The sequence below is a fragment of the Nonomuraea sp. NPDC050733 genome (assembly GCF_040654215.1).
Classification (GTDB): domain Bacteria; phylum Actinomycetota; class Actinomycetes; order Streptosporangiales; family Streptosporangiaceae; genus Nonomuraea.
Genome location: NZ_JBFAHO010000018.1, coordinates 1 through 23,450 on the forward strand (window position 1 = coordinate 1; position 23,450 = coordinate 23,450).

A 23,450-nucleotide genomic window follows, 5' to 3' on the forward strand; every position below is an offset into this window, starting at 1 on the left:
GGCCGCCCAGCTCGATGTCCTCCAGCGCGACCCGGTGGAACTGCTTGGCGACGCTCAGGTACCGCAGCAGCTCTTCGACGGCCTGGTCGGTGAGGGTGGGCTCGGCGCGCAGCGCGGCGAGCTGGTCCGGGTTCTGCAGCAGCGCGAAGGTGCCCAGCGCCAGCATGTTCGCGGTGGTGTCGAACCCGGCCGACAGCAGGATCAGGGCCATCCCCTGCAGCTCCTCGTCGGTCAGATCGCTGTCGAGCAGGTCGCTGAGCACGTCGTCGGTGGGGTTGGCGCGCTTGGCGGCCACCAGCTCGGCGAGGTACTGCTGGGTCGCGGTGTAGGCCGCGAACAGCTCCTCGTCGCCGACCTCTCCGCCGAGGAACTTGTCGATGTTCTCCTGGAAGCGGTCCCGGTCCGCGTACGGCACGCCCAGCAGCTCGCAGATCACGATGGCGGGGATGGGCTTGGCGAACGCGGTCACCAGGTCGGCCGTCGGCCCGGCCTTCTCCATGGCGTCCAGGTGGTCGGCGGTGATCTGCTCGACGCGCTCGGTGAGCAGCCGCATCCGCCGGACGGTGAACTTGCCCACCAGCGGTTTGCGGTAGCGACTGTGCTGCGGCTCGTCCATGAGCAGGAACTCGCCGGGCGGCGCCGGGGGGACCTCGATGTCGCCGTAGTCGATCAGCGGGTGGTGGCGCATGAGCTCCTTGCGCGAGCTGAACCGCGAGTCGGCCAGGACTGACCGGACCAGGTCGTAGCCGGTGACCAGCCAGCCCTGGTGCCCGTCGGGGAAGGGGAAGCGGCTGATCGGGCTGTGCTCACGGGCTTCGATCAGCTCCTTGGGCGGGTCGAAGGGACAGCCGGGCTGACGCGTGGTCGGCATCGTGGTGACGGTGTGCTCCATGGTCGTTCCTCTCATCGGCCCTGAACCGTTCATGGTGTTCACGATCGCCGATCGCTCTGACATCGGGCCGTCGCGATGCTGACGCGACCGCTGACACGACGCCGCTGAGCGCAGTCTGTCGTGTCAGCGGCCGCGTCAGGCCGGCGACGGCCCGGTATCAGGGCGGTCCGCGATCGTGGACGCCATGAACGGTTCAGCGATCGCGGCCTCGGGGCTGCGGAAGGCGTACAAGGACAAGACCGTGCTCGACGGCATCGACCTGGATGTCCGGACCGGCACGATCTTCGCCCTGCTCGGCCCCAACGGCGCCGGGAAGACCACGACGGTGAACGTGTTGACCACGCTGCTGACCCCCGACGCCGGGAAGGTGGGCGATCGCCTGGTGTGTCGGGCTCACGCTGGTCGGCTACCTGTGGGCGCGGGCGACGTTCACGAAGCGAGCGTGATCTCCGCCAGCTCCCGCCAGTCCCGCCGCCGTCCGTCGCGGGTCGCCTCGGTGAACACGGTTTCGCCGAGGCGATCGCGTGTGTCCGCGGCGATCCTGGAAACGTCCGGGTGCGAACGGTTCGGCGTGCCGCGGACGCCGTCGCTCGCCGCGAGCAGTCGCGCCGCCTGCTCGTACTGCCCCTGGCGCAGCGCGAGATCCGCGATCCCGACCAGCACCTCGGCGAGCGTGGGCGGAAACGCGTGCTCCACAGCCGCGCGGAGCGCCTCGGTCCGATGCGCGCGGGCCTGGCCGAGATCCTCGGTGAGGTAGGCGTACAGGTTCGTGGTCGCGGCGCGGATGGAGGCGGACATGTCCGCGTCGCCCAGCACCGCCCGCACCGTGGCCAGATGCCGGCGTGCCTGGTCCGGCTCGCCGCGCCAGCGCGCCAGTTGCGCCTTCGAGAGCGCCAGCTCCGCGAGCGCGTCCGGCCAGACGATCCGGTCGGCGATCCGCTGTGCTTCTGCCATGGCGGACGTGCTGGATCCCTCATCGCCGAGCAGCCAGTACAGCTGGGCCTGCCGCGCCCGCATGCCCACCACGTCCTCGGTCGCGCCCACTTCGGTCAGCGCCACGACCGCCTCTTCGTAGTGCTCGCACGCGCGGGCGAACTCGCCGCGCATGGCGAGCCGATCGGCCAGGAAGGTCAGCGCGTACGAGATCCCCATCCGCTCACCCAGCGTGCGGAACTCGGCAAGGGCGATCTCGCCGTCGGTGTCCACGTCGGTCTCGTCGCCGCCGAGCGTGAGCCGCAATCGGCCACGAGTGAGCCTGGCCTGCGCGCGCACCCACGGATCGTCGTCGGCGATGAGCGGCTCGAACGCGGGCAGGAGCTCCGCCGGGCCCCGCAGCGTCCGCTCCAGCAGCTCGACGAACCCGAGCAGCGGGTGGCGAGACCGAGACCCGCCGCGCTGGGCGAGCCGGTGCGCCTCCTGGATCCACTCCCGCGCCTGATACTGGTCGCCGCTGACCCCGGAGGTCACGAACATCGTCACCATGAGGTACGCCATCGACCGCACCTCGTCGGGCACCTCACCGGGCAGCGAGGCCGCCGCGATGCTCAGCTCGGCGCCCTCGGCCCTGTGCCCACCGAGGTACCAGTACCAGCCCGCGGCCGCGACCAGCCGCATCGCCTCCTGAGCCCATCCCGCGGCGATCGCCCCGCGCAGGGCCGCACTGATGTTGTCGTGCTCGGCCTCGAGCGTGGACAGCCACTCCAGCTGCTCGGCCCGGCGCAGGTGCGGTTCGGCCGTCTCGGCCAGCTCGGTGAAGTAGGCAAGGTGCGCCCGGCGCGCCGGCTCGGTCTCCCCGGCTTCGGCCAGCCGGTGCGCCGCGTATTCCCTGATGGTGTTGAGCAGCCGGTAACGCGGCGTGTCCTCGCCGTCGGTGAGCAGCAGTGACTTCTCGATCAACGCGCTCAGCACGTCGAACACCTGCTCCCCGGCGAACGTCTCGTCCCCGCACACCCGTTCGGCCGCTTCCAGGCTCGCCCCGCCGGAGAACACCGAGAGCCGCCGCAGCACGCCCCGTTCGGCCTCGGTCAACAGGTCCCAGCTCCAGTCCACGACCGCGCGCAGCGTCTTGTGCCGGGGAAGCACCGTACGGCTGCCGCTGGTCAACAGGCGGAACCGGTCATCGAGCCGGCGTGCCAGCTGATCGACGGACATGGTGCGCAGCCGTGCCGCGGCCAGTTCGATCGCCAGCGGCATCCCGTCGAGCGCCCGGCAGATCCGCGCCATGGCCGACAAGGTGTGCGCGTCGGAGCCGATGTCCTTGCGCACCAGACCCGCGCGGTCCCGTAGCAGCCGCACCGCGGGCGAGGAGGCGACCTCGGGGGAGTCGGCTCCCTTCGCGGGCAGCGCGAGCGGCTCGACCTGCCACAGCACCTCCCCGGTGATGCCGAGTGGCTCCCGGCTCGTGGCCAGGATCCGCAGCCTGCGGCACTCTCCCAGCAGCCGATCCGCGAACGCCGCGGCCGCCTCGATCATGTGCTCGCAGTTGTCCAGGATCAGCAGGATCGCGCGCTCCCGGACCGCGGCGATGAGCCGATCCATCGGCTCCCCACCCCGCGCGACACCGAGCAACGCCTGGTCACGCAGGCCGATCGCGGTGAGGGCGGCCTGCGCCAGCTCACCTCCGGCCTGTACCGAAGCCAGCTCGACCAGCCACGCCCCGTCCGGCAGCTCGGTGAGCATCGTCCGCGCGGTCTCCGTGGCCAGCCTTGTCTTGCCGGAGCCGCCGGGCCCCGTCAAGGTGACCAGCCGGTGCTTGACGGCCAGAGCGGCGACCGCGGAGATGTCACCGTCCTCGCCGACGAAACTCGTCAGCTCGGCGCGCAGGTTCGTCCTGCGGTTCTCCGCCCGCTCGCCCAGCTCGCCACGCAGCAACGCGGTGTGCAGCGCGGAGAGCTCGGCCGACGGATCGACGCCCAACTCCTCGGCGAGCAGCTCGCGGGTCCGCTGGTACACGGTCAACGCCTCGGTCCCACGCCCGTCCTCGGCGAGCGCCCGCATCAGGGCCGCCACGAACCCCTCCCGCAGCGGGTACGTGGCGACCAGCTCGGTCAGCTCGGAGACCAGTTCCGAGCCACGGCCGAGACGGACATCCGCATCCACCCGGTCCACGAGCGCGGTGACGTAGAGCTCGTCGAGACGCGTGACCACGGCGTCGAACGCGTCGCTGCCCCGCAGTGCGATGTCGGCCATGGCCGTGCCGCGCCACAATGCCAGGGCCGAGCGCAGCAGATCGGCCCGCGCCGCCGGCTCCGCGGCACGGGCCTGACCGACCAGGTGCTCGAATCGCCACGCGTCCACGGCCTCAGGAGCCACGGCCAGCCGGTACCCGCCGGAATCCGCCTCGATCACACCGTCCGGCAGCACCCTGCGCAGCCTGGACACCAACGCCTGCAAGGCGTTCACTTCGTCCGCGGGCGGCTGTTGCCCCCAGATCCAGTCCACCAGCCTCGCCCGCGTGACGACCCGGCCGGGTTCGAGGGCGAGTGCGGCGAGCAGCGCGCGCAGCCGAATCCCGGGAACCTCCACCAGGGCCCCGTCACGGTTGCGGACCTCGAACGGTCCGAGCAATTCGACTCGCACATCGGTCATTATGGCCGAACCGTGGCGACACCGACGGGTGCCGTCACAGGGGCCACTTGTGGGGGACGATCCGCTGCCTCATCCACGATCAGCCGTCGCGGACCGGAGGCGGGGCTGGTCACCCTCTCAGGGCGCCAAGGGATGGCGCTAAGGTGAAGGAAGGTGAGGGCACCACGCCGGCGACAGTGCAACGGGTGCCCTGCGGTGGCGGACGCGCCGCACTCGAACCGCGTTGCTCCGCATCCGCTGACGGTCTCCGCCCGTGACAGCTCGCGCCCGCATCCGCAGGGCAGGTCGCGCGTCGGGAGGGGTATGCGTCCGGATCAGGTGAGGTTCGTGGCAGATGCCGATGCGGCCCGGCGCCGGGAACTGCGTCGCGCGCACCGTCGTGTGCTGGCGGTCATCGCGGCGGGGGGCGCGATCGGCGCGGGCGCCCGCTACGGGGCGGCTCTGCTGTGGCCGACCTCTGCCACCTCCTTCCCGTGGACCACGCTGGGCGTCAACGCCTCCGGGTGCCTGCTGATCGGGGTCTTCCTGGTGGCTCTGACCGAGGCGTGGGCGGCGCCGATGTGGGTGCGGCCGTTCTTCGCCACTGGCGTGCTGGGTGGGTTCACGACCTTCTCCACGTACTGCGCGGACATCGAACGCCTGGTAACGGCCGACCGGGCGGGCCTGGCGCTGGCCTACCTGGCGGCCACCGTGGTCGCGGCCCTGGTCGCGGTGACGGCCGGTGCGTGGGCCACCCGCCGGCTGCTGAGGCTGAAGACGGTAAGGGGCGGGCGATGACGCTGTCCGGACGGGCCCTGCGGCTGACGATCTTCGTCGACGACACAGACACCTGGCGCCACCATCCCATGTTCACCGAGATCGTGCATCGTGCCCACGCCGCCGGTCTGGCCGGGGCGTCGGTGTTCCGCGGCATGGAGGGCTTCGGCGCAGGCCACGTCGTGCACACCACTCGACTGCTGTCGATGGCCGACGACCTGCCGGTCGCCGTGGTCATCGTCGACGCCGAAGAGAAGATCCGCGGCTTCCTGCCCCAATTGGAGGAACTGCGCATCGAGGGCTTGATCGTCCTGGAGCCGGTCGAGGTCGTGCACTACCAAGGCCGGCAGGCGACGGCATGAACTGGCTGCTGGTGCTGCTCGGCGGCGCGGTCGGTGCGCCGTTGCGGTATCTGATCGACCGGGCCGTGCAGGCCCGTCATGACACTGTTTTCCCCTGGGGCACCTTCGCCGCCAACATGATCGGCTCACTGGTCCTGGGCGCGCTCACCGGCGCGGTGCTGGCGGGGGCGGCGGGCGGTGACGTGCGGCTGTTGGTGGGCACCGGCTTCTGCGGGGCGCTGACCACGTACTCGACGTTCTCGTACGAGACTCTGAGACTGGCCGAGACGGGCGCACGCCTTCTCGCAGCCGCCAATGTCGTCGCCTCGGTCGTCGCCGGTCTTGGCGCGGTGTACATCGGTCTCGTGATCGCTCAGGCGGCCTTGGGATGAATTCCGCCGATCGTGGAGCATCAAACTTCTGGCAAGTCCCGGCGTCCGCCCGGAAATCGTCGGCCGCCGTCTTAAAGATACGGCCATCTTTCACGGGTGCCTGATACGGCGTCGCGTCCAAAGGCCTTGTTCGGCGGCCCTTTTTCTGTCGCGGGCGCCCGGATGCCCATCTTGACATGATGATTGCGGGAGGCGTTGCCTGAAGACATGGGTCATATCGCCGCAGATCAGGATGAGGGCGGTGCTGTGGCGCGGAACAAGGCTCAGATCTCTCGCGGGGATGCCAATGGCGACCTATGAGTACCGGTGTGTGGGCTGCGGACCATTCGAGGTGCGCTTGCCCATAGGGACGGCTGAGGCCGTTCGCGACTGCCCGGTGTGCGGCTCTTCGGCTCGACGCCATTTCACCGCGCCGAGCCTCACCCGCGTGCCCCCGGCGATGTCCGCCGCACTCACCCGCGAGCAGAAGAGCCAGGAAGTACCCGAGGTGGTCACGAGCGTGCCTTCAGAGCGGCGGCGGCAGAAACCGCCGCATCCGGCGCTGTCACGCCTGCCTCGGTCCTGATCAACATAACATCGCGTTCGCGGGCGGCCGGACCGGCCACGCATCATGCCTCCGCGCGACAACCCGAGGGTTCTCGGATACGGCCACGGTGACCGTTGCACCGCAGGCACGTTCCCGGCCCGTGGCGCTCCGTGAGCCGTACCGCCCACCCTGGGCATGAGGAGGTGCGTCGTTGATGGGAGCCGTCGGACTGCTGTACGTGGGCGCGGTGCTCTTCCTTAACGGTTTGATGCTCCTGGGAAAGGTCGAAGCCCGCGCGGCCGGGATCTTCAATCTCTTCGTGGGAGCCTTGCAGGTGATCACTCCCACAGTGCTGATCATCACTAATCTCGACGACACGGCCGTGCTCCTGGGCGCGTCGGGGATCTACCTGTTCGGGTTCACCTATCTCTATGTGGGGATCAATCTGCTCGGCGGCTTCGACACGACCGGGGTGGGTTACTTCTCGCTTTTCGTCGCCATCATGGCGCTCGGATACTCCTACGCCAACTTCACGATTCTCGGCGACCCCGCCTTCGGAGTCATCTGGCTGTACTGGTCCTTCCTGTGGGGACTGTTCTTCGTGCTGCTGGGTCTGAAGCGCACGCAGATCACCAGGTACACGGGCTGGGTCACGGCGATCGAGGGCTGGGTGACGGCGGCGATTCCGGCATTCATGATCCTCTCCGGGTTCTGGCGCAACACCGACCTCCTCGCGACCATCCTGGCGGTGTTCGGCGTGGTGGTGTTCATCGCGCTGTGGCCGCTCACGCGGAGGAGGGAGCCCGCCGGCACGACGCCGAGCGAGAGCGGAGAGCCCACGAGGGCCGGAGATCGTACGCATCGCCCCCGTTGGACCTGACGGAGCCGGCCGAACTGGAGAAGAGGTGAGGTGAAACGGTTCTCTCGAAAGGAGTCATTTACCAGAGAAGGGTATTGTCATGCCGAAAGTGGTATTCAGCATCGACCAGTCGAAGTCGATGCGCGACCAGGCGACTCCAGGGCACAACCGCTGGCACCCGGACATTCCCGTGGCGGAAATGGTGCGACCCGGAGACGAATTCCGCGTCGAGTGCCGCGAATGGACGGACGCCCAGATAGGCAACAACGATTCGGCGAACGACGTACGGGACGTCGACCTGAGCGTCGCGCACGTGCTGAGCGGGCCCATCGGGGTGGAGGGCGCCGAGCCCGGAGACCTCCTCATCGTCGACATCCTCGACCTGGGACCCGTTCCACAGCAGGTCGGAGAGGCACCCGGAGAGGGATGGGGATACACCGGCGTCTTCGCCAAGGAGAACGGCGGCGGGTTCCTGACCGACTACTTCCCTGAGTCGTACAAGGCCATCTGGGATTTCCACGGCCAGGTCGCCACCTCGCGGCACCTGCCCGGAGTCAGGTACACCGGCATCACCCACCCCGGCCTGTTCGGCACCGCGCCGTCGGCCGAGCTGCTCAGCTCCTGGAACCGCAGGGAACAGGCGCTCATCGACACCGACCCGCAACGTGTTCCGCCGCTCGGCCTGCCACCGCTGACGGACAACACCATCGCCGGCACTGCGAGCGGCGAGGTGGCGGAGCGGATCGCCGCAGAGGGAGCCCGAACCGTGCCCGCAAGGGAGAACGGCGGCAATCACGACATCAAGAACTTCACCCGCGGCTCCCGGGTCTTCTACCCGGTCCACGTCAACGACGCCAAGCTCTCCGGAGGTGACCTGCACTTCAGCCAGGGTGACGGAGAGATCACCTTCTGCGGCGCGATCGAGATGGGCGGCTACATCGACTTCCACGTCGACCTGATCAAGGGCGGCATGGAGAAGTACGGCGTGACCACCAATCCGATCTTCATGCCGGGCAACGTCGAGCCGCGCTACTCCGAGTTCCTCACGTTCATCGGGATCTCGGTCGACCACGACACCGACACCAACTACTACCTCGACGCGACGGTGGCCTACCGCAGGGCCTGCCTCAACGCCGTGGAGTACCTCAAGAGGTGGGGCTACAGCGGCGAGCAGGCATACCTGCTCCTCGGCTCGGCGCCCATCGAAGGGCGGGTCAGCGGGATCGTCGACATCCCGAACGCATGCTGCTCGCTCTACCTGCCCACCGCGATCTTCGACTTCGACGTACGTCCGAACAAGGAGGGACCTGTCAGCCAGGACCGCGGCCAGTGCGCCGTGACGCGCTGACAGCAGGGCGGCAGAGGTGGCCGGGGCGCACGCCCCGGCCATCTCTGCCGCCCTGAACCATCTTTCGGCAAAATCTTCAGAAAGCTTTCCGCCTTCCGCGCATGAGCGACTCGCCGCTCCCACCTTCGTTTCCCAAGTGCGGGGCGGGCAGCGCGGTGCGCGGAGACGCCAATAGGGGCTTTGCCCTCATGGCTTACGACTTCGCCAACCGTCAAATCGGCATATAAGGTACGAAAACCCCGTAAAGCGCCCGTTGTCCTCTGGCGTAGCCGTGAACGCCGACGTGCATGAAGGAGCCGGCGCGGCGCCAGGACCGGTGTGAACCCCCAGCGCTCGAAAGGTTGATCAATGCACAACGACGCCGTGTGGGTCCGAGGCGTGACAGGCATACAACTGCACCACACCACAGACCTCCAGGACGCTGTCCGATTCCTGAGCAACGCAGTGATGGCACTCCGGGCAGCGCACGTGCGAACCGGCGACGCTCAGTATTCCGATCTCGCCGCTCAGCTGAGGACCATGGCGGCGGAGGCGCGGACCCTGGAAAGCCAGGCTCGCGCCCGCATGCAGGGACTGCAATCGTCGGACCCCGCGCAGTTCGTCCGATGTCGCGAGGGGCACGAGCCGTGGCCCGACGAGATCCAGCCAGGGTTCGTTCCGCGCCACACCTGTCAGGACCAGTGCCTGTACCACGACCATGACGTGCTCGACGCCATCATGCAGTGCACCTGCGGGCAGCCTCCGTGCCGGGCATGCGCGATCGGCGGCAAGCCCTGACAACGCTCGGCGTTCCGGCGCGGATGCCGCGGGGGCTGCTGCCCTTGTCGGCCACCACGTGACCCGGACGGGTGCGTGCATGTCCATGCCGCCCTGCGATCTGGACAGCCATGCCCGCTCGCGACTCAGGAGCCGAGCGCGTGCCCCGTCGTCGCGTCGATGTGGCCGGCGATCTCGTCGTGGCGGTCGCCGACCGACGACGTGCCGGTGGGCTCGAACATGAGGATCGTGGCCCCGTGGGGAGCCGACGGTCTGTGCTCCGTGCCCCGGGGGACGGTGAAGACCGATCCCCGGGGGAGCCGGACCGTGCGTTCCCCGGCCGGCTCGCGCAAGGAGATGAGGAGCTCCCCGTCGAGCACCAGGAAGAACTCGTCGGTGTCGTCGTGGGCGTGCCAGATGTGCTCGCCCTCGACCTTGGCGACGCGCACGTCGTAGTCGTTGACGCGCGTGACGATGCGGGGGCTCCACAGGGCGTCGAACGAGGCAAGGGCGCTGCTCAGGGCGATGGGTTCGGTGCTCATGGGGACATCCTGGTCGTTTGTCCAGGTCCGGCGTGAGTGCTAGGAATCGCACATGGCGCAAGAATCCTCGCAACCCGTTCACCAGGGGCGCCCGCACCGCGTCGTCGTGATCGTGGACGAGAACTCCAACCCGTTCGAGCTCGGCTGCGCGACCGAGGTCTTCGGCCTGCGCCGGCCCGAGATCGGGCGTGACCTGTACGACTTCCGCCTGTGCTCTCCCGAGCCGCGCACGCTGATGCGGGACGGGTTCTTCACGCTCACGGGTGTCGCCGGCCTGGACGCGGCCGAGTCGGCGGACACGTTGATCGTGCCCAACCGTCCCGACGTCGAGGTGCCCCGCCGCCCCGCCGTGCTCGAGGCCATCCGGCGGGCGCACGAGCGCGGCGCACGTCTCGTCGGTCTCTGCAGCGGCGCCTTCACCTTGGCGGAGGCCGGCGTGCTGGACGGGCGGCGGGCGACCGCGCACTGGCAGTGGGCGGATTCCTTCCGGGGCCGCTTCCCTTCCGTCCGGCTGGAAACGGACGTGCTGTTCGTGGACGACGGTGACATTCTCACGGCCGCGGGGAGCGCGGCCGCGCTCGATCTCGGCCTGTACATCGTCGGCCGCGACCATGGCGCGGAGATCGCCAACTCCGTGAGCAGGCGGCTCGTCTTCGCCGCGCACCGCGACGGCGGGCAGCGGCAGTTCGTGGAGCGGCCCGTGCCGGAGGTGCCGGACGAATCCCTGGCGCCCGTCCTGGCCTGGGCCCAGGAACGGCTGGACGCCCCGCTCACGGTGTCCGATCTCGCGGCGCGCGCTTCGGTCAGCCCGGCGACCCTGCATCGCCGCTTCCAGTCGCAGCTGGGCACCACACCGCTGGCGTGGCTCACGGGGGAACGGCTCGCCCAGGCGTGCCGGCTGATCGAGCGCGGCGAGTCCCGCTTCGAGCTGGTCGCACGGCACAGCGGGCTGGGCACCGCAGCCAATCTGCGCGGGCTGATGCGTCGCAAGACCGGGCTCACGCCCCTGGAGTACCGGCGCCGTTTCGGACCGGGGCAGGGCCGGTGACCGGTCTGCTCATCCGGTGACGGCCGTACCCGGGCAGGTCGAGCATGGGCAGGTGCCCGCCGGCGCAGCAGGTGCCGCCGACCACCCGTTGCCCGGCCCGGTCCATCGGCGTCGAGGCGGCCATCCCGCCGCGTTCGCCGTGGAAGGGGTCTTCGCCGCGACCGTGAGCAGCACGAGGAGCATGCCTCGCGACGCGTGAGGTCATCGGGCCGTTGTCCGTCTCACCGTCCGTCTCCCGTCCAGATGCCGGAAGTCCCCTAGCGCGATCTACGCCGCCGCCTCATACCCCCACTCTTGCGCCGGCTGCTCGGTCTTGCAAACCCCCCGGGGGTATGTTAACTTCCACGGCGAGAGATACCCCCCCTGGGTATAGCGAGGAGGGCGACATGTGCACGGCATGTGCGTGCGGGACCGAACAGGCCGCGGCGGCGACCGCCACCACGGACAGCGGCGACCAGAGCGTCTACTCGGTGAGCGGCATGACCTGCGGCCACTGCGTCTCGTCGGTCTCGGCTGAGATCGGCAAGGTGGACGGCGTCGCCGGCGTTGCCGTCGAGCTGTCCACCGGCACGGTCACCGTCACCGGCACGGGATTCTCCGGCGAGGAGATCCGCGCCGCGGTCGAGCGTGCCGGTTACCGGCTGGCCGGGACCGCGTCCTGAAGATCGGGCCCTGAGAAAGCGAGCGGTGGGCGTGCACTGGCATGCACGCCCACCGGCGGGTCCGGTCCGATTCGACCATCACCCAGACCCCAACATCGCATCGTACGGTGCGAGGAATCAGGAGTACGGCAATGAACGCCGTCAATCCCCGCAGGTGGTGGGCACTGATCGTGCTCGCCGCCGCACAGTTCATGGTCATCATGGACACCTCGATCATCGGCGTCGCGCTGCCGGAGATGCAGCGTGACCTCGGCTTCACCCAGGGCGGTCTCCAGTGGGTGTTCAACGCCTACGTGATCGCGTTCGGTGGTCTGTTGCTGCTCGGCGGCCGGCTGTCGGACCTGCTCGGCGCCCGCAAGATCTTCGCCGCGGGCTGGATCGTCCTGGTCGCCGGCTCCGTGGTCGCCGCGGCCGCCGGAAGCGCCTGGGTGGAGATCCTCGGGCGGGCCGTCCAGGGCGTCGGCGGGGCGCTCATCGCGCCCGCCGCGATGACGCTGCTCATGATGCTCTTCGGCCACGACTCCCGTGAGCTCGGCAAGGCCATGGCGCTGTACGGCGCGGCCGCGCCCGCCGGGGGCACCGCCGGGGTGTTCCTCGGCGGCGTCGTCACCGAGTACCTGAGCTGGCCGTGGGTGTTCATCCTCTACGTCCCCATCGGCCTGGCGACCCTGGCGGCGGTGCCCGCGCTGCTTCCCGCCGTTCAGGGCAGGCGTGGCTCGGTCGACGTGCTCGGGGCCGTCGCGGTCACCGCGGGCATCGCCCTGGCCGTGTTCGCCATCGTCCAGGCTCCGGAGCAGGGCTGGGGCTCGCCCGTCACCCTGCTGGAGCTCGCCGGCGCGGCCGTGCTGCTCGCGGCGTTCCTGATCGTCCAGCGGACGGTCAGGCAGCCGATCATGCCGCTCGGCATCTGGCGCACCCCTGGCCTGGCCACCGCCAACCTCGCGATGGCGCTGCTCGGGGCCGCATGGATCCCGATGTGGTATTTCCTCAACCTCTACCTGCAGCAGGTCCTCGGCTACGGGGCCTTCCCCAGCGGCGCCGCGCTGCTGCCGATGACGGTCGCCATCATGATCTTCATGATCGCCGTCACCCCGCGGCTGCTCGGCCGCCTCGGGGCCAAGCCGCTCATCGTGCTCGGCCTGCTCGTGCTGGCGGCGGGCGTCGGGGCGCTCTCGCTGGTCCGGCCGGACGGCGCCTTCGCCGTCGACGTGCTGCCGGCCTCGCTGGTCGCCGCCGTGGGCATGTCCCTGGCCTACATCCCGGCGATGATGGCGGCCATGTCGGGGGTGCGCCCGGAGGAGAGCGGGCTGGCCTCGGGCATCGTCAACACCACCTACAACGTGGGATCGGCGCTCGGCCTGGCGGTCATGACCGCCGTCGCCACCTCCCAGGGCGCCGCCGAGCTGGGGAGCCTGCCCAGGCTCACCGACGGCTTCCAGGCCGCCTTCGTCGGGGCCGCCGTGGTGGCGGCCGTCGGCGGCCTGCTCGTCCTCGTCCTCATGCGCCGGCCCAAGCCGGCCGCCGCGGCGGCCGCCCAGCCGGACGCTCAGCCCCTCAAGTCCTGATCCGGCACCGGACCGCGTGGAGGCGGACACGCCTCCACGCGGAATCTCCGCGTTCCACGGGGGATACGGGAGCGGGTGCGGTTTTCGCCGGCAGGCCTGCGGTAAGCAGTCGTTCATGAAGAGATCGATCGTGCGCGCGCGGAGGCGGGCGGCGATGCGGAAAGGGGGCAGCGGCGCAGGCCGCGAGCGGTGGACGACCGAGATGCGGACGAAGGTGGGTGCCGTGGACCGGGCCGTGTTCGACGCCGTCGCGGGGACGCCGACGCCCGGCCTGGACCGGCTGCTGGTGGGCGCGTCCAACGCGGCCGACCACTCACGGCTCTGGCTGCTGACCGCGGCCGTGCTGGCGGTCCTGGGAGGCGGGCCGGGCCGGCGGGCGGCCCGTCAGGGGGTGCTGGCCATCGGGGTGGCGTCGGCGTTGACGCATCTGTGTCTCAAGCCGCTGGCCGGGCGTGGGCGGCCGGCTCCGGCGGATCACCGTCCGGCGCTGCTCTCGCGATGGGTACGGCGTCCGACGTCGACGTCGTTCCCCTCGGGGCATGCCGCGTCCGCGTTCGCCTTCGCCTCCGCCCTGGGGGTGGCCGAGCCGGTCGTCCGGGTCCCGGTGCTGGCGGCGGCCGTGGCCGTCGCCTATTCACGGGTGCACACAGGCGTGCACCACCTCTCCGACGTCGTGGCCGGTGCCGCCGTCGGGAGCCTGTGCGGTTGGGGCGTCCGGCGGCTGGCAGGCCGCCCGGCTCCCTCGGTGCGAGCGCGGTGAGCCCGTCGCCTCCGACGGGCAGGACAACAAAGGCGGACCAGACGGGGCCGCGGAAGGAGAACGACATGCCGGTGCAGCTGAACCACACCATCGTGCACGCGACTGACCGGGAGGAGACCGCCCGGTTCCTCACCGACCTCCTGGGGCTGCCGCCCGCCTCCCTCTTCGGCCCCTTCCGCGTCGTGGACATGGCCAACGGCATCTCCCTCGACGTCGCCCAGGCCGAAACCGTTCATCCGCAGCACTACGCGTTCCTCGTGACCGAGGAGGAGTTCGACGAGATCTGGAGCCGGATCAAGGAGCGCGGGCTGCAGTTCTGGGCCGACCCGTTCCATCGCGAGCCGGGACGGATCAACACCAACGACGGCGGCCGTGGCCTGTACTGGTCCGACCCCGACGGCCACAGCCTGGAGATCATCACCCGTCCCTACGGCTCCGGCGGGTCATCCTGACCGGCACGGTTCGCGTTCGACCGCACGCGGTTCGACGAGTTCCAACGCCGCGCGGTCCCTTTTGGGGGATTTTTCCTGGGCCATCGCTTGCCTGGCAGGGGTGCGGGTAGGGACGGCCACGGCCGAAGGGGGGGTGGCGATGACGGCGCACGCAGGCGAGAAGGCACAGAAGAGCGGTGTGTTCCACTGCGCCACATGCGGGGAGAAGGTGTCGGTGAAGGGGGGCGACAAGATCCCGAAGTGCCCGAAGGGTCACACCGAGTTCGACACCCGTACTCACGAGCCCGGCAACAAGTGAGGTCGGGGAGCGGTGGAGCGGCGTGCCCAGGCGGGCGGGCCTGACCGGACGACACCGGCAGGGCCTAGAGGGAGGCGGCGCGCGCCAGCACGTCGCGAACGAGGCCGACCACCTCGTCGGGGGTGAACTCCATGGCGTTCTCGCCGACGCTGACCTCGAAGGCGCATCGGCCGGGCTCGGACGCCGAACGTACCCGGCCGACCTGCTCGCACAGTTCGTCCCAGTCGGGCAGCAGGCCGCCGAGGTCGCGCTGCGGCAGTTCCCAGACGACGGCCGCACTATAAGGAAGCAGCAATGAACGGGTCCATGCATGGCGGGCCGGGGGTCAGGGGAGGACGGCGTGCGGGTTGGCCGCGGCGCCTTCCGTGCTGAGCAGCACGAGCACCGAGGCGGGGCCCAGGCCCAGGGCCGCACGACGCCCACCGCCGTCACCGTCGTCGGTGAGGGCGGCTCGGACGCCGGCGAGTGAGGCGGCGCCACAGGGGCCGGAGGAGATGCCGAGCGCGGCCAGGTCGCCGGCCGCGCGGGCGCTGTCGGCGTCGGTGACGGCGACGGCGGCGTCCAGGCCGCCCCGCAGGTACGGCCAGGCGATGCTGGACGGGGTGCCGCAGTTCAGGCCCGCCATGGTCGTCTCGCCGGTGACGACGGAGACCGGCTCCCCGCGCGTGAGACTGTGCAGGACGCAGGCGGCGGTCTCGGGCTCCACCGCCAGCAGCGCCGGGGCGTGTCCCCCCGGACGGCTGCGGTAGTGGGTGACGACGGCCTGGGCGAGCGAGCCCACGCCCACGGGTACGGCGACCAGGTCCGGGCGCGCGACTCCGGCGGCGGCGAGCTGGGTGTCGATCTCCGCGAGGAGCGTGGAGTAGCCCTCGACGATCCAGCCGGGGACCCGCTCGTAGCCGGGCCAGGCGGTGTCCTGGACGAGGAGCGCCCCGGGGGCGGCGGCGGTCTCGGCCGCCAGGCGCACGGCCTCGTCGTACGGCCCGGCGACCCGGGTGAGCTCGGCCCGCTCCGCGGCGATGGCCGCCGCGGCCTCCGGGTGAACGCCCTGGGGGACGAAGACGTGGGCCCGCTGGCCCATGAGCCGAGCCATGCGCGCCACGGCGCGGCCGTGGTTGCCGTCGGTGGCGGTCACGAGGGTGACCGGGCCGGCCGGGGCGCCGCCGTCCGCCGCCGCCCGCTCCGCGAGGGCCCGGTGCACCGCCCACGACGCGCCGAGCGCCTTGAACGCGGGCAGCCCCAGCCGGGACGACTCGTCCTTGACGAACACCCGCCCGACTCCCAGCTCGGCGGCGAGCGCGGGGAGCTCGGCCAGTGGCGTGGGGGCGTAGCCGGGCAGCGCCGCGTGGAAGTCGCGCACCTCGGCGGGTGCGGGCGCGCAGCGCCACGTCCGGGCGGCGGGCCGGGAGAACCACGCCGGCGTACGTCCGGAAGAAGCGCCGGGGGAGGAAGGACGGGGGGAAGGGGAGCTGTTGTGCACGTGACCAGCCTGTCGGCACACCGGGCCGTCGGTCCAGCGCCCGAGGTCAGCCCGCGTCAGGCGTCGCGAAGGTCACTTCGGCCGTGCCGACCGTCTCGCCGCGGCGGCCCGGCACCCTTGCCCACTGCCAGTAGAGGTTGGTGTGCGCGATCACCTTGTCCGGGGCCGGCGCGCCGTACTCGCTGAGGTCCTCCGTCGTGTGCGCGTCGCCGACCAGCGTCACGTCGTATCCGCGGACGAAGGCCCCGTGGATCGTGGAGCGGATGCACTCGTCGGTCTGGGCGCCCGTGACGACGAGCCGGCCCACCCCGCGCCCGGCGAGCACCGCCTCCAGCTCCGTGCCCTCGAACGCGTCCGCGTAGCTCTTGTGGACCAGCGGCTCCGGGTCGAGACGGACCAGCTCCGGCACGTACTGCCAGCTCTCGCTGTCGCGCTTGATGTTGTCGTCGGAGTGCTGCACCCAGACCACGGGCACGTCCTCCGCCCTGGCCCTGTCGACCAGCGCGCCGATGTTCGCGATCACGCGGTCGCGGTCGTGGGTGCCGGCCATCACCCCGTTCTGCACGTCGATGACCAGCAGTGCCGTGCTCGGGCGATCAGGCAGGGTCGTCATGGGGCCTCCTGTTTCTCGTCGCGGGTCCCGCGTCGCCCCACACTAGGCCCGGCCACCGACAACAGCGGGCCGCGGCCCCGCGCCCGCACCGGCGCGCCGGCCTCGGCCAGCTCCCGGACCACTTCGGCGCCCACGTTGACCGTGGCGCCCGATACCAGGATCATTTCCCGTTCCTCCGGAGTGAGGATCACCAGGGCAGGGGACGGCCGTCGCGGAAGAAGCCGCCGGTGGGCCCGTTGTCGGGCAGGGTGGCGGCCCACACCACTCCGGCGGCGCCGTCGGCGACCGGACGCCCGCCGGCGCCGCCCATGTCGGTGGCGACCCAGCCCGGGCAGACCGCGTTGACGAGGATCCCGTCGGCGCGCAGCTCGGCGGCGAGCATGCGGGTCAGGGCGTTGAGCGCCACCTTGGTGGTGGTGTACGCGGGTGTGCCGCCGCCCATGCCGGTCAGCGAGGCGGCCTCGCTGGAGACGTTGACCACCCGCGCGTGCCCGCCGGCGCGCAGCAGCGGCAGGAACGCCTGGACCATCCGCCACGGCCCGTACAGGTTGGTCTCGGCCGCCTCCCGCACCACCTCCAGGTCGGCGTTCTCGGCGCGCTGCCAGGTGTCGTAGGCGATGGCGGCGTTGTTGACCAGCGCGTCCAGGCGCCCGAACCGCTCGGCGACCGCCTCGGCCGCCCGTGCGACGCTCTCGTCGGAGGTGACGTCCAGCAGAAGGGGGTGCACGTCGGGGCCGAGCTCGGCGGCCGCGGCGGTGGCCGGCTCCAGGGAACGGGCGGTGAGCACGACGGTGTGGCCGGCCGCGGCGAGCTGGCGGCACACCTCCCGCCCGATGCCCCGGTTCGCGCCCGTGACCAGTGCGATCATCACCGGCTCCCCTCGATGACCTTCGGCCCGGCCCTGTGCCGGACGTGGTCATCCTGGGGCAGGGGGTTTCGGATGTCCAATAGCCGAGGCGACAACCGCCGGTCGCCTCTCGCCGGGTCATGAGCGGGGTGCCGGGCGCGGCCCACCCTGATCTGATTCGGGGCGCGGAGGCATAGATTGTCGTCCCGGGTGCGTCCTTGCCTGGTGACATCGCGAGGAGGACGGGTGGATCCAGGATTTGAGGCGGACTTCCGGCAGTTCGTCGTCGAGCGGTCGGCGGCGTTGTTCCGTACCGCGTACCTGCTGACCGGCGACCGGCACGCGGCCGAGGACCTGGTGCAGTCGGCCCTGGCCAAGACGGCCGCGCGGTGGAGGGGACTACGGGACCGCGGGGCCATCGAGGGGTACGTCCGGCGCGCCATGTACCACGAGCAGGTGAGCTGGTGGCGGCGCCGCTCCCGGGTCACGGAGGTCTCCACCGGGTGGCTGCCCGACCAGGCCGGCGGCGAGCACGCCGACGTCGTGGACCTGCGCCTGGTGATGCGCGCGGCGCTGGCAAGGCTCACGCCCCGCCAGCGCACCATGCTCGTGCTGCGCTACTTCGAGGACCTGTCGGAGACCGAGATCGCCCGGCTGCTCGGGGTCAGGGTCGGGTCCGTGCGCAGCCAGATCTACCGGTCACTGGAGCGCCTGAAGCAGGCGGCGCCCGAACTGAGTGCTGTGAGGGAGTTCGGATGAAGATCGAGGATGTGCTGCGCGACACTCTGGCCGACATGGCGCACGAGGAGCCACCGCCTCCGGCGGAACGGTTCCTCCGGGCGGCGGCACCGAATCCGGGGCCGCGTGGGATGCGGCCGGCGGCGCGCACGCCACGTGGGATGGCGCTGGCGGCCGCGGCGGCCGTCGTGGTGCTGGCGACGGGGACGGTGGTGGGGGTGCAGGGGCTGTCCGGTGAGCGGCCGGCCCCGGCCGTCCCCACCGGGCCCGCGACGCGCCCCTCGGGCGATGTCGCCGCGAGCGCCGAGCGCGAACCGGGCGGCGCCGTCGTGGTCATGAAGGACGGGCTCCGGCTCGCCGACGTGCTGCCGAAGCTCGCGAAGGCGAGCGGCAGACCGCTGGAGGAGTTCGAGCGCGCGGCGAGGAAGGGCGCGGCGCTCGGCCTGCCCGCCTACGCGAACGGCTCCCTGGAGGGGTTCGCCTTCCCCGGCACCTACCGGATCTCGCCGGGGTCGAGTGCCGAGGAGGTCCTCGCCTCGATGGTGACGCGCTTCAACCGGACCGCCGACGACGTCCATCTGGAGGACGCCGCCCGCCGCGCCGGCCGTACCCCCCGGGAGATCATGATCACCGCCAGCATCGTGCAGGCGGAGGCGTCCCGCGCGGCCGACATGCCGAAGATCGCACGGGTGATCTACAACCGCCTGGACCACAGGCCGCCGATGAAGCTCCATGTGGACAGCCCGCTCCTGTACGCCCTGGGCAAGTACGGCGTCCACGCCACGACGGATCAGCTCAGGAGCCCGTCGAGGTACAACACCTACCGCTTCCCCGGCCTGCCGCCCGGCCCCATCGGCAACCCGGGCCGGGACGCCGTCGAGGCGGCGCTGCACCCGGCCACCGGCTCGTGGCTGTACTACGTGGCGGTCGACCCGGCGACGGGCGAGACCCGGTTCCTGGGCTCCGACGCGGAATACCGGCGGCTGCTCGACGACCTGGTGCGCAAGCGCAACGGCGCGTCGTGATGACCCTGGCGGGCCGTCAGCCCGCCAGGGTCTTCCGCAGGACCTCCGCGAACGGCTCCGGGTGGGTGACGAAGCCGCCGTGCTCGCCCGGGAACTCCACCGGCGGCGTGCCGAGCAGCTCCGCCAGCGCCGTGGAGGTCGGGTACGTGAGCAGCCTGCGCGACTCCGCGCCGATGCCGACCACGACCCGGCCGGGCCCGGCCTTCAGGGCGGCCACGTCGGGGACGTACCGGGTGGTGCCGCGCAGCTCGTGCAGGAAGAAGCGGGCGCTGTCGGCGAGGTCCTGCTCGGAGAACTCGCCCTGCGGCGGGGCCGCGCCGTCCACGTCGAACCCCGAGGTGGTCATGAACTTCATCCACGCCGCCCCGTGCCCCTCCCGCCGGAACGTCTCCACGATGTCGTCCACCACGGCGCGCCGCTCGGCCGCGTCCGGCAGCAGCTCCAGCAGGGGAGGCTCGTGCGCCACGAGCGTCCGCACGCGGCCGGGATGCCGGGCGGCCACCGCCAGCCCCGTCACCGCGCCGCCGCTGCTGCCGAACAGGTCGGCCGTGTCGGCGCCGAGGTGGTCCAGCAGGGCGGCGACGTCGTCGGCGCGCAGGTCGGGGGTCGAGTCCTGCGCGGGGTCGTCGAGGACGCTGCCCGCGATGCCGCGCGGGTCGTGGGTGACGACGGTGTGGTCGCCCGCGAGGGCCTCCGCCAGCGGCGTGAAGGCGGCGGCGGACATCGGGGCGCCGAAGACGAGCAGCACGGGGCCGGCGCCGCGCACCTCGTAGCGCAGGCGCGCGCCGGGGACGCGGAGGGTGTGGGTGGTGGTCATGGCCGGTGAGTCCTTCCCTGGGGTGATGGTCCTTACGGAAGTGGGACTCCGCCGCCGGGCCGGATTCGTCGGTCCTGGGGCGGGATTTTTTCGCCGACGGACCCGGGGGTGTGAGGGCGCGCTCCGGTGGTAAGCCATCAACGGAGCGATAAACCGGACGTAAGGGGACGATATGGCCGAGCGGCTGACCGTTGACGAGATCGACACCGCGCTGGCGGCCCTGCAGGGGTGGCGGTACGAGGACGACGCGCTGCTCAAGGACGTGCCGATCACGCCCGACAGTTACGGCTGGCTGAGCGAGGCGGTGATGAACGAGGCCAACGCGCTCGACCACCATCCGGAGATCGAGCGCACCGGCGACGGTGTCCGGTTCCGGCTGTGGACGCACAGCTCGGGCGGAGTGACGGAGAAGGACGTGGAGCTCGCCGCCCGGATCGACCAGGTGCTCAGCGGAGCGGCCCGCGACCGGGGCTGAACGCGGAGCAGACGGGCAGGCGGGGCGGGCCGGGCACGGTCAGGAGACGGCCATCTCGCCGAGCTCGGACCAGTCATCCTGCGGGACGCCGGCGTTGACGATGCGCGGCGTCTCCGCCAGGTGCGGCGGGAGCGTGCGCTGAGCCGCGCGGAAGTGCTCGGACCGCACGTGCGCGGCGCCCGCCTCGTCGTCGCGGAACGCCTCCACCAGGACGTACTCGTGCGGGTCCTCGACACTGCGCGACCAGTCGAACCACAGGCAGCCGGGCTCGGCGCGCGTCGCCCGGGTGAAGTCCGCGGTGATCTCGGGCCAGCGGTCGGCGTGCTCCGGCAGGACGCGGAACTTCGCGGTGATGAAGATCATGATGTCCTCTGGGGGCGTCGGCACTGGTGGACGACACGAGGTTAACCCAGCAGGGCCCGCCCGGTGTCCGAGGACGACCGCGCCACGGGGTCGCAAAGGCAGCAGCGCCCGAAGTCGTAGGGGCGGGCCCACGCGTCCGCGACGCGCGTGTCGGCCCACGGGTCCACCAGCCGGGCGACGACCAGCGCCACCACCGCCTCGGCGCCCGCCCGGTACAGGCCCGAGGCGGCGCTCTGCACGCGGGCCCCGGAGGCGAACAGCGCGTCGAGCAGCAGCACCCGCTCGCCGTCGAGCCGGCCCAGCACCTCGAACGCCCGCTCGTCCGGCACGTGCCGGGCGAGCGCCTCCTCGGCGGCGCGGTCGCCGCCGGGCATGAGAACGGGCCGGTGCAGGTCGCGCAGCCCGGCGACCCACTGGACGACCCGTGGCATGAGGTCGAACGCCTCGACGGGCCGCTCGGCGCCGGCCCCGGGCACCGTGGTGACCAGCGTGAACGGTCCTCCGGCCGGCCTCGTCAGGCAGGGCAGGTGGGCGCGGTGGAAGCGCGCCACGGTGGCGGCCAGCAACGCCGCGCCGGTCGGCTCGCCCGGCGGGGAGCGGCGGCGGGTCACCAGGTCGTACAGCCGCCGGTCGTCACCCGTCCGCGCGCACAGCGAGATGGGCACCACGTGCGGGGTGTGCCGGTGGAGCCCGGTCGTGGCGCGATGGCAGCCCGCGCACAGGTGGGCGGGCGCGTGGGGTCCCGCCGGAGCGGAGTGGCAGACGCGGCAGAGGCCGGGCCGCGCGGCCGGTACGTTCCGGAAGAGGCCGAGGTGCCGCTCGGTCACCGCGCGAGCGTCACCCATGGTCAGCAAGCGCTCGGTTGCCAGGTCACGTCTACCAGAGTGAGCGGCGCACTCGGCTCTCCGTCACTATCCGGGACGACACTGCCCTCTCTCCTGCCGGGGCAGCCCGGCCCTGCGGTCCCGGCCACGGCCGGCGGTCCGGGCGCCGGTCCTGCCCTCGCCCAGCGCCGGCGGCCGCCCGCTCGCGACGGCCTCACCAGGCCAGCCCGGTCAGCGGGTCGTCCCCCTGCCACAGGCACGCGGACGGCAGGTCGAGCGAGGGGACGTCCGACGCCGGCAGGCCCGGAACCGGGGAGCGTGCGCCGGGAGGCGGGCGCAGGTCCACCCGCACCAGCTCGGACGATCCCCCGCTCCCGCACCCCGGGGAGCCGCCCAGGGTCATGCCCTGCGCGGCGCGCACCGCGACCAGCAGGTACCGGCCGGACGGGTCCAGGGTGAACGCGGTGACGCCGCCACGCGGCTCCGTGAACGCCACTCCCGAGGGGCGCTTCGCGGGGGGCTCCAGCAGCAGGAGCCGGCTCCACGGGCCGGGGCCGGGCCCGGCCTCCGCCAGCACCATCCCGCCGGTGCCGGTGCCTGTCCCCGGGGTCGTGAGGGCGGGGCCGTCGGTCAAGGCGTTCAGCACGCGCACGGTCTCGCCGGGCAGCAGGGCCGCGCCGGGCCTGCTCGTGTCGAGCGAGGCGAGACGGGGCGTGCGGGCGCGCGGGGACCGGGCGTGGAACACGAGGGTGTCCGCGTCCCGCCAGTGCAGGCCGAGGGCCGCGTCGCGCGTGCTCCCGTGCGCGCCCGGGGCGGACCACTCACGGAGCAGCCGGCCCGCTCGCCCGTCGGCCGGCCCGGTCACGCCGACGTACGTGGTGCCGATGCTGCCCGTGCTGTCGGACGCGGGGACGACGCGGCTGTAGGCCACGCGCCCGGCAGGGGAGACCGCCAGGTCCGTCACCATCCCGTCGAGGTCGCCGCCGACCTGCTCGCCCAGCCTCGCGCCGTCGTAGCCGTTCAGGCTGACGCGGTGGACGCGCGACACGCGGCCGCCGTAGCCGCCGTCGCCGGGAGTGGTCACCGCCGCCAGATAGCGGCCGGGCCGGGCGTCGCGGGCGATGGCGGTGAACTGGATGAACGGTGCGCCGGGCGCGGGCACTCCGACGGGGAGAGTCCTGCCGGAGAGGTCGACCACGACGAGCCGGTCACCGGAGAGCGCGAGCGCGAGCCGTGGCGTGCCGTCGGCGGCCCGCGGCGGCTCGGCCGGCTCCCCGAACAGCGGCCCGAGCGCGACCACCCCCGCGATCGCCACCACGGCGGCGCCGACGACGGCCGTCAGGATGACGGGCAACTGCGTGTGGGGGCGGCGGGTGGCGGAGAGGCGGGTGGAGGAGAGGCGGGTGGCGGAGAGGGGAGTCAGTGAGGACAACCGGCGTTCCCGAGTCGTGTCCGTCAACGGCCCGGATGATCTTGCCGGTGC

The 23,450-nt window shown here is 71.8% G+C and carries 28 protein-coding genes and 1 pseudogene; 17 read left to right on the plus strand and 12 right to left on the minus strand.

Going from position 1 to position 23,450, the window contains the following annotated elements; translation table 11 throughout:
* On the minus strand, positions 1-892 hold an 892-nt coding region (locus AB0H64_RS25575; RefSeq protein ID WP_357629037.1), incomplete at its 3' end, for a cytochrome P450.
* 184 nt (positions 893-1,076) lie between these two features.
* Here AB0H64_RS25575 and AB0H64_RS25580 point away from each other — a divergent pair.
* Positions 1,077-1,259 (plus strand): annotated as a pseudogene (locus AB0H64_RS25580) (ATP-binding cassette domain-containing protein); the annotation flags it as partial.
* A gap of 62 nt (positions 1,260-1,321) precedes the next feature.
* Here the strand turns inward: AB0H64_RS25580 and AB0H64_RS25585 are convergent.
* Complete coding sequence (locus AB0H64_RS25585) at positions 1,322-4,480, minus strand: BTAD domain-containing putative transcriptional regulator (RefSeq protein WP_357629040.1); 3,159 nt, start codon at positions 4,478-4,480, stop codon at positions 1,322-1,324.
* A 327-nt stretch (positions 4,481-4,807) separates the two neighbouring features.
* Here AB0H64_RS25585 and AB0H64_RS25590 point away from each other — a divergent pair, with 327 nt between their 5' ends.
* The 7 genes from AB0H64_RS25590 (at position 4,808) to AB0H64_RS25620 (ending at position 9,479) form a co-directional block, all read left to right on the plus strand.
* The gene (locus AB0H64_RS25590) at positions 4,808-5,257 is read left to right on the plus strand and encodes a CrcB family protein (protein WP_357629043.1); all 450 of its coding nucleotides are present in this window, start codon (positions 4,808-4,810) and stop codon (positions 5,255-5,257) included.
* A complete protein-coding gene (locus AB0H64_RS25595; protein ID WP_357629045.1) occupies positions 5,254-5,598 on the plus strand; it encodes a DUF190 domain-containing protein in 345 nt (114 codons plus the stop codon). Before AB0H64_RS25590 ends, AB0H64_RS25595 begins: the two co-directional genes overlap by 4 nt.
* Entirely contained in the window at positions 5,595-5,969 is a 375-nt protein-coding gene (gene crcB, locus AB0H64_RS25600; protein WP_357629048.1) for a fluoride efflux transporter CrcB, read from the plus strand. Before AB0H64_RS25595 ends, crcB begins: the two co-directional genes overlap by 4 nt.
* Positions 5,970-6,255: 286 nt before the next feature.
* The gene (locus AB0H64_RS25605; protein ID WP_357629051.1) at positions 6,256-6,534 is read left to right on the plus strand and encodes an FmdB family zinc ribbon protein; all 279 of its coding nucleotides are present in this window, start codon (positions 6,256-6,258) and stop codon (positions 6,532-6,534) included.
* A 175-nt stretch (positions 6,535-6,709) separates the two neighbouring features.
* The gene (locus AB0H64_RS25610; protein ID WP_357629374.1) at positions 6,710-7,375 is read left to right on the plus strand and encodes an AmiS/UreI family transporter; all 666 of its coding nucleotides are present in this window, start codon (positions 6,710-6,712) and stop codon (positions 7,373-7,375) included.
* A 79-nt stretch (positions 7,376-7,454) separates the two neighbouring features.
* Positions 7,455-8,702 carry a formamidase gene (gene fmdA / locus AB0H64_RS25615; RefSeq protein ID WP_357629053.1) on the plus strand — a complete coding sequence of 416 codons (1,248 nt, stop codon included), beginning with the start codon at positions 7,455-7,457 and terminating at the stop codon, positions 8,700-8,702.
* Positions 8,703-9,050: 348 nt separating this feature from the next.
* Positions 9,051-9,479, plus strand: coding sequence for a hypothetical protein (locus AB0H64_RS25620; protein WP_357629055.1), 429 nt, complete (start codon positions 9,051-9,053; stop codon positions 9,477-9,479).
* A gap of 125 nt (positions 9,480-9,604) precedes the next feature.
* Here the strand turns inward: AB0H64_RS25620 and AB0H64_RS25625 are convergent, their stop codons facing one another.
* The gene (locus AB0H64_RS25625; protein WP_357629058.1) at positions 9,605-10,000 is read right to left on the minus strand and encodes a cupin domain-containing protein; all 396 of its coding nucleotides are present in this window, start codon (positions 9,998-10,000) and stop codon (positions 9,605-9,607) included.
* Positions 10,001-10,052: 52 nt separating this feature from the next.
* Here AB0H64_RS25625 and AB0H64_RS25630 point away from each other — a divergent pair, with 52 nt between their 5' ends.
* The 6 genes from AB0H64_RS25630 to AB0H64_RS25655 all read left to right on the plus strand — a co-directional run bounded on the left by AB0H64_RS25630 (position 10,053) and on the right by AB0H64_RS25655 (position 14,785).
* Positions 10,053-11,048, plus strand: coding sequence for a helix-turn-helix domain-containing protein (locus AB0H64_RS25630; protein ID WP_357629060.1), 996 nt, complete (start codon positions 10,053-10,055; stop codon positions 11,046-11,048).
* Positions 11,049-11,434: 386 nt separating this feature from the next.
* Positions 11,435-11,710 carry a heavy-metal-associated domain-containing protein gene (locus AB0H64_RS25635; protein WP_357629062.1) on the plus strand — a complete coding sequence of 92 codons (276 nt, stop codon included), beginning with the start codon at positions 11,435-11,437 and terminating at the stop codon, positions 11,708-11,710.
* A 131-nt stretch (positions 11,711-11,841) separates the two neighbouring features.
* On the plus strand, positions 11,842-13,275 hold the full coding sequence (locus AB0H64_RS25640; protein WP_357629065.1) for an MFS transporter: 1,434 nt from the start codon (positions 11,842-11,844) through the stop codon (positions 13,273-13,275).
* Positions 13,276-13,390: 115 nt separating this feature from the next.
* Positions 13,391-14,035, plus strand: coding sequence for a phosphatase PAP2 family protein (locus tag AB0H64_RS25645; RefSeq protein WP_357629068.1), 645 nt, complete (start codon positions 13,391-13,393; stop codon positions 14,033-14,035).
* A 65-nt stretch (positions 14,036-14,100) separates the two neighbouring features.
* Positions 14,101-14,487 (plus strand): VOC family protein, encoded by a 387-nt coding sequence (locus AB0H64_RS25650; RefSeq protein ID WP_357629070.1) that lies wholly within the window; start codon positions 14,101-14,103, stop codon positions 14,485-14,487.
* Positions 14,488-14,626: 139 nt separating this feature from the next.
* Complete coding sequence (locus AB0H64_RS25655) at positions 14,627-14,785, plus strand: hypothetical protein (protein ID WP_357629072.1); 159 nt, start codon at positions 14,627-14,629, stop codon at positions 14,783-14,785.
* Between the two features lie 64 nt (positions 14,786-14,849).
* Here the strand turns inward: AB0H64_RS25655 and AB0H64_RS25660 are convergent, their stop codons facing one another.
* From AB0H64_RS25660 to AB0H64_RS25680, 5 genes are read right to left on the minus strand one after another with little or no spacing between them, the layout of a single operon-like run.
* A complete protein-coding gene (locus AB0H64_RS25660; protein WP_357629075.1) occupies positions 14,850-15,080 on the minus strand; it encodes a hypothetical protein in 231 nt (76 codons plus the stop codon).
* 30 nt (positions 15,081-15,110) lie between these two features.
* Positions 15,111-16,265 (minus strand): diaminopropionate ammonia-lyase, encoded by a 1,155-nt coding sequence (locus AB0H64_RS25665; RefSeq protein ID WP_357629078.1) that lies wholly within the window; start codon positions 16,263-16,265, stop codon positions 15,111-15,113.
* A 46-nt stretch (positions 16,266-16,311) separates the two neighbouring features.
* Entirely contained in the window at positions 16,312-16,878 is a 567-nt protein-coding gene (locus AB0H64_RS25670) for a cysteine hydrolase family protein (RefSeq protein ID WP_357629080.1), read from the minus strand.
* Entirely contained in the window at positions 16,875-17,069 is a 195-nt protein-coding gene (locus AB0H64_RS25675; protein WP_357629083.1) for a hypothetical protein, read from the minus strand. Before AB0H64_RS25675 ends, AB0H64_RS25670 begins: the two co-directional genes overlap by 4 nt.
* Positions 17,066-17,746 carry an SDR family oxidoreductase gene (locus tag AB0H64_RS25680; RefSeq protein WP_357629086.1) on the minus strand — a complete coding sequence of 227 codons (681 nt, stop codon included), beginning with the start codon at positions 17,744-17,746 and terminating at the stop codon, positions 17,066-17,068. Before AB0H64_RS25680 ends, AB0H64_RS25675 begins: the two co-directional genes overlap by 4 nt.
* A gap of 225 nt (positions 17,747-17,971) precedes the next feature.
* On the opposite strand from AB0H64_RS25680, the gene AB0H64_RS25685 reads away from it, so the two are divergent.
* Positions 17,972-18,484 (plus strand): SigE family RNA polymerase sigma factor, encoded by a 513-nt coding sequence (locus AB0H64_RS25685; RefSeq protein ID WP_357629089.1) that lies wholly within the window; start codon positions 17,972-17,974, stop codon positions 18,482-18,484.
* Entirely contained in the window at positions 18,481-19,488 is a 1,008-nt protein-coding gene (mltG, locus tag AB0H64_RS25690; protein WP_357629092.1) for an endolytic transglycosylase MltG, read from the plus strand. The genes AB0H64_RS25685 and mltG overlap by 4 nt, the downstream gene beginning before the upstream one ends.
* Positions 19,489-19,504: 16 nt before the next feature.
* On the opposite strand, the gene AB0H64_RS25695 is transcribed toward mltG, so the two are convergent.
* The gene (locus AB0H64_RS25695; RefSeq protein ID WP_357629095.1) at positions 19,505-20,305 is read right to left on the minus strand and encodes an alpha/beta hydrolase; all 801 of its coding nucleotides are present in this window, start codon (positions 20,303-20,305) and stop codon (positions 19,505-19,507) included.
* Positions 20,306-20,477: 172 nt separating this feature from the next.
* Here AB0H64_RS25695 and AB0H64_RS25700 point away from each other — a divergent pair, with 172 nt between their 5' ends.
* On the plus strand, positions 20,478-20,780 hold the full coding sequence (locus AB0H64_RS25700; protein WP_357629098.1) for a 4a-hydroxytetrahydrobiopterin dehydratase: 303 nt from the start codon (positions 20,478-20,480) through the stop codon (positions 20,778-20,780).
* A gap of 39 nt (positions 20,781-20,819) precedes the next feature.
* On the opposite strand, the gene AB0H64_RS25705 is transcribed toward AB0H64_RS25700, so the two are convergent.
* From AB0H64_RS25705 to AB0H64_RS25715, 3 genes are all read right to left on the minus strand, one after another.
* Positions 20,820-21,143, minus strand: a complete 324-nt coding sequence (locus AB0H64_RS25705) for a putative quinol monooxygenase (RefSeq protein ID WP_357629100.1) — start codon at positions 21,141-21,143, stop codon at positions 20,820-20,822.
* A 41-nt stretch (positions 21,144-21,184) separates the two neighbouring features.
* The gene (locus AB0H64_RS25710) at positions 21,185-21,970 is read right to left on the minus strand and encodes a hypothetical protein (protein ID WP_357629103.1); all 786 of its coding nucleotides are present in this window, start codon (positions 21,968-21,970) and stop codon (positions 21,185-21,187) included.
* A 211-nt stretch (positions 21,971-22,181) separates the two neighbouring features.
* Positions 22,182-23,426, minus strand: a complete 1,245-nt coding sequence (locus AB0H64_RS25715) for a hypothetical protein (RefSeq protein WP_357629105.1) — start codon at positions 23,424-23,426, stop codon at positions 22,182-22,184.
* Between the last annotated feature and the right edge of the window lie 24 nt (positions 23,427-23,450).

Bases quoted from the DNA above. Each gene is read 5' to 3' on its own strand.
- crcB (WP_357629048.1), top strand. From the start codon at position 5,595: ATGAACTGGCTGCTGGTGCTGCTCGGCGGCGCGGTCGGTGCGCCGTTG.
- AB0H64_RS25680 (WP_357629086.1), bottom strand. From the start codon at position 17,746: ATGATCGCACTGGTCACGGGCGCGAACCGGGGCATCGGGCGGGAGGTG.
- AB0H64_RS25620 (WP_357629055.1), top strand. From the start codon at position 9,051: ATGCACAACGACGCCGTGTGGGTCCGAGGCGTGACAGGCATACAACTG.
- AB0H64_RS25610 (WP_357629374.1), top strand. From the start codon at position 6,710: ATGGGAGCCGTCGGACTGCTGTACGTGGGCGCGGTGCTCTTCCTTAAC.
- AB0H64_RS25700 (WP_357629098.1), top strand. From the start codon at position 20,478: ATGGCCGAGCGGCTGACCGTTGACGAGATCGACACCGCGCTGGCGGCC.
- AB0H64_RS25705 (WP_357629100.1), bottom strand. From the start codon at position 21,143: ATGATCTTCATCACCGCGAAGTTCCGCGTCCTGCCGGAGCACGCCGAC.
- AB0H64_RS25640 (WP_357629065.1), top strand. From the start codon at position 11,842: ATGAACGCCGTCAATCCCCGCAGGTGGTGGGCACTGATCGTGCTCGCC.
- AB0H64_RS25645 (WP_357629068.1), top strand. From the start codon at position 13,391: ATGAAGAGATCGATCGTGCGCGCGCGGAGGCGGGCGGCGATGCGGAAA.
- AB0H64_RS25655 (WP_357629072.1), top strand. From the start codon at position 14,627: ATGACGGCGCACGCAGGCGAGAAGGCACAGAAGAGCGGTGTGTTCCAC.
- mltG (WP_357629092.1), top strand. From the start codon at position 18,481: ATGAAGATCGAGGATGTGCTGCGCGACACTCTGGCCGACATGGCGCAC.
- AB0H64_RS25695 (WP_357629095.1), bottom strand. From the start codon at position 20,305: ATGACCACCACCCACACCCTCCGCGTCCCCGGCGCGCGCCTGCGCTAC.
- AB0H64_RS25650 (WP_357629070.1), top strand. From the start codon at position 14,101: ATGCCGGTGCAGCTGAACCACACCATCGTGCACGCGACTGACCGGGAG.
- AB0H64_RS25605 (WP_357629051.1), top strand. From the start codon at position 6,256: ATGGCGACCTATGAGTACCGGTGTGTGGGCTGCGGACCATTCGAGGTG.
- AB0H64_RS25625 (WP_357629058.1), bottom strand. From the start codon at position 10,000: ATGAGCACCGAACCCATCGCCCTGAGCAGCGCCCTTGCCTCGTTCGAC.
- fmdA (WP_357629053.1), top strand. From the start codon at position 7,455: ATGCCGAAAGTGGTATTCAGCATCGACCAGTCGAAGTCGATGCGCGAC.
- AB0H64_RS25595 (WP_357629045.1), top strand. From the start codon at position 5,254: ATGACGCTGTCCGGACGGGCCCTGCGGCTGACGATCTTCGTCGACGAC.
- AB0H64_RS25585 (WP_357629040.1), bottom strand. From the start codon at position 4,480: ATGACCGATGTGCGAGTCGAATTGCTCGGACCGTTCGAGGTCCGCAAC.
- AB0H64_RS25630 (WP_357629060.1), top strand. From the start codon at position 10,053: ATGGCGCAAGAATCCTCGCAACCCGTTCACCAGGGGCGCCCGCACCGC.
- AB0H64_RS25670 (WP_357629080.1), bottom strand. From the start codon at position 16,878: ATGACGACCCTGCCTGATCGCCCGAGCACGGCACTGCTGGTCATCGAC.
- AB0H64_RS25635 (WP_357629062.1), top strand. From the start codon at position 11,435: ATGTGCACGGCATGTGCGTGCGGGACCGAACAGGCCGCGGCGGCGACC.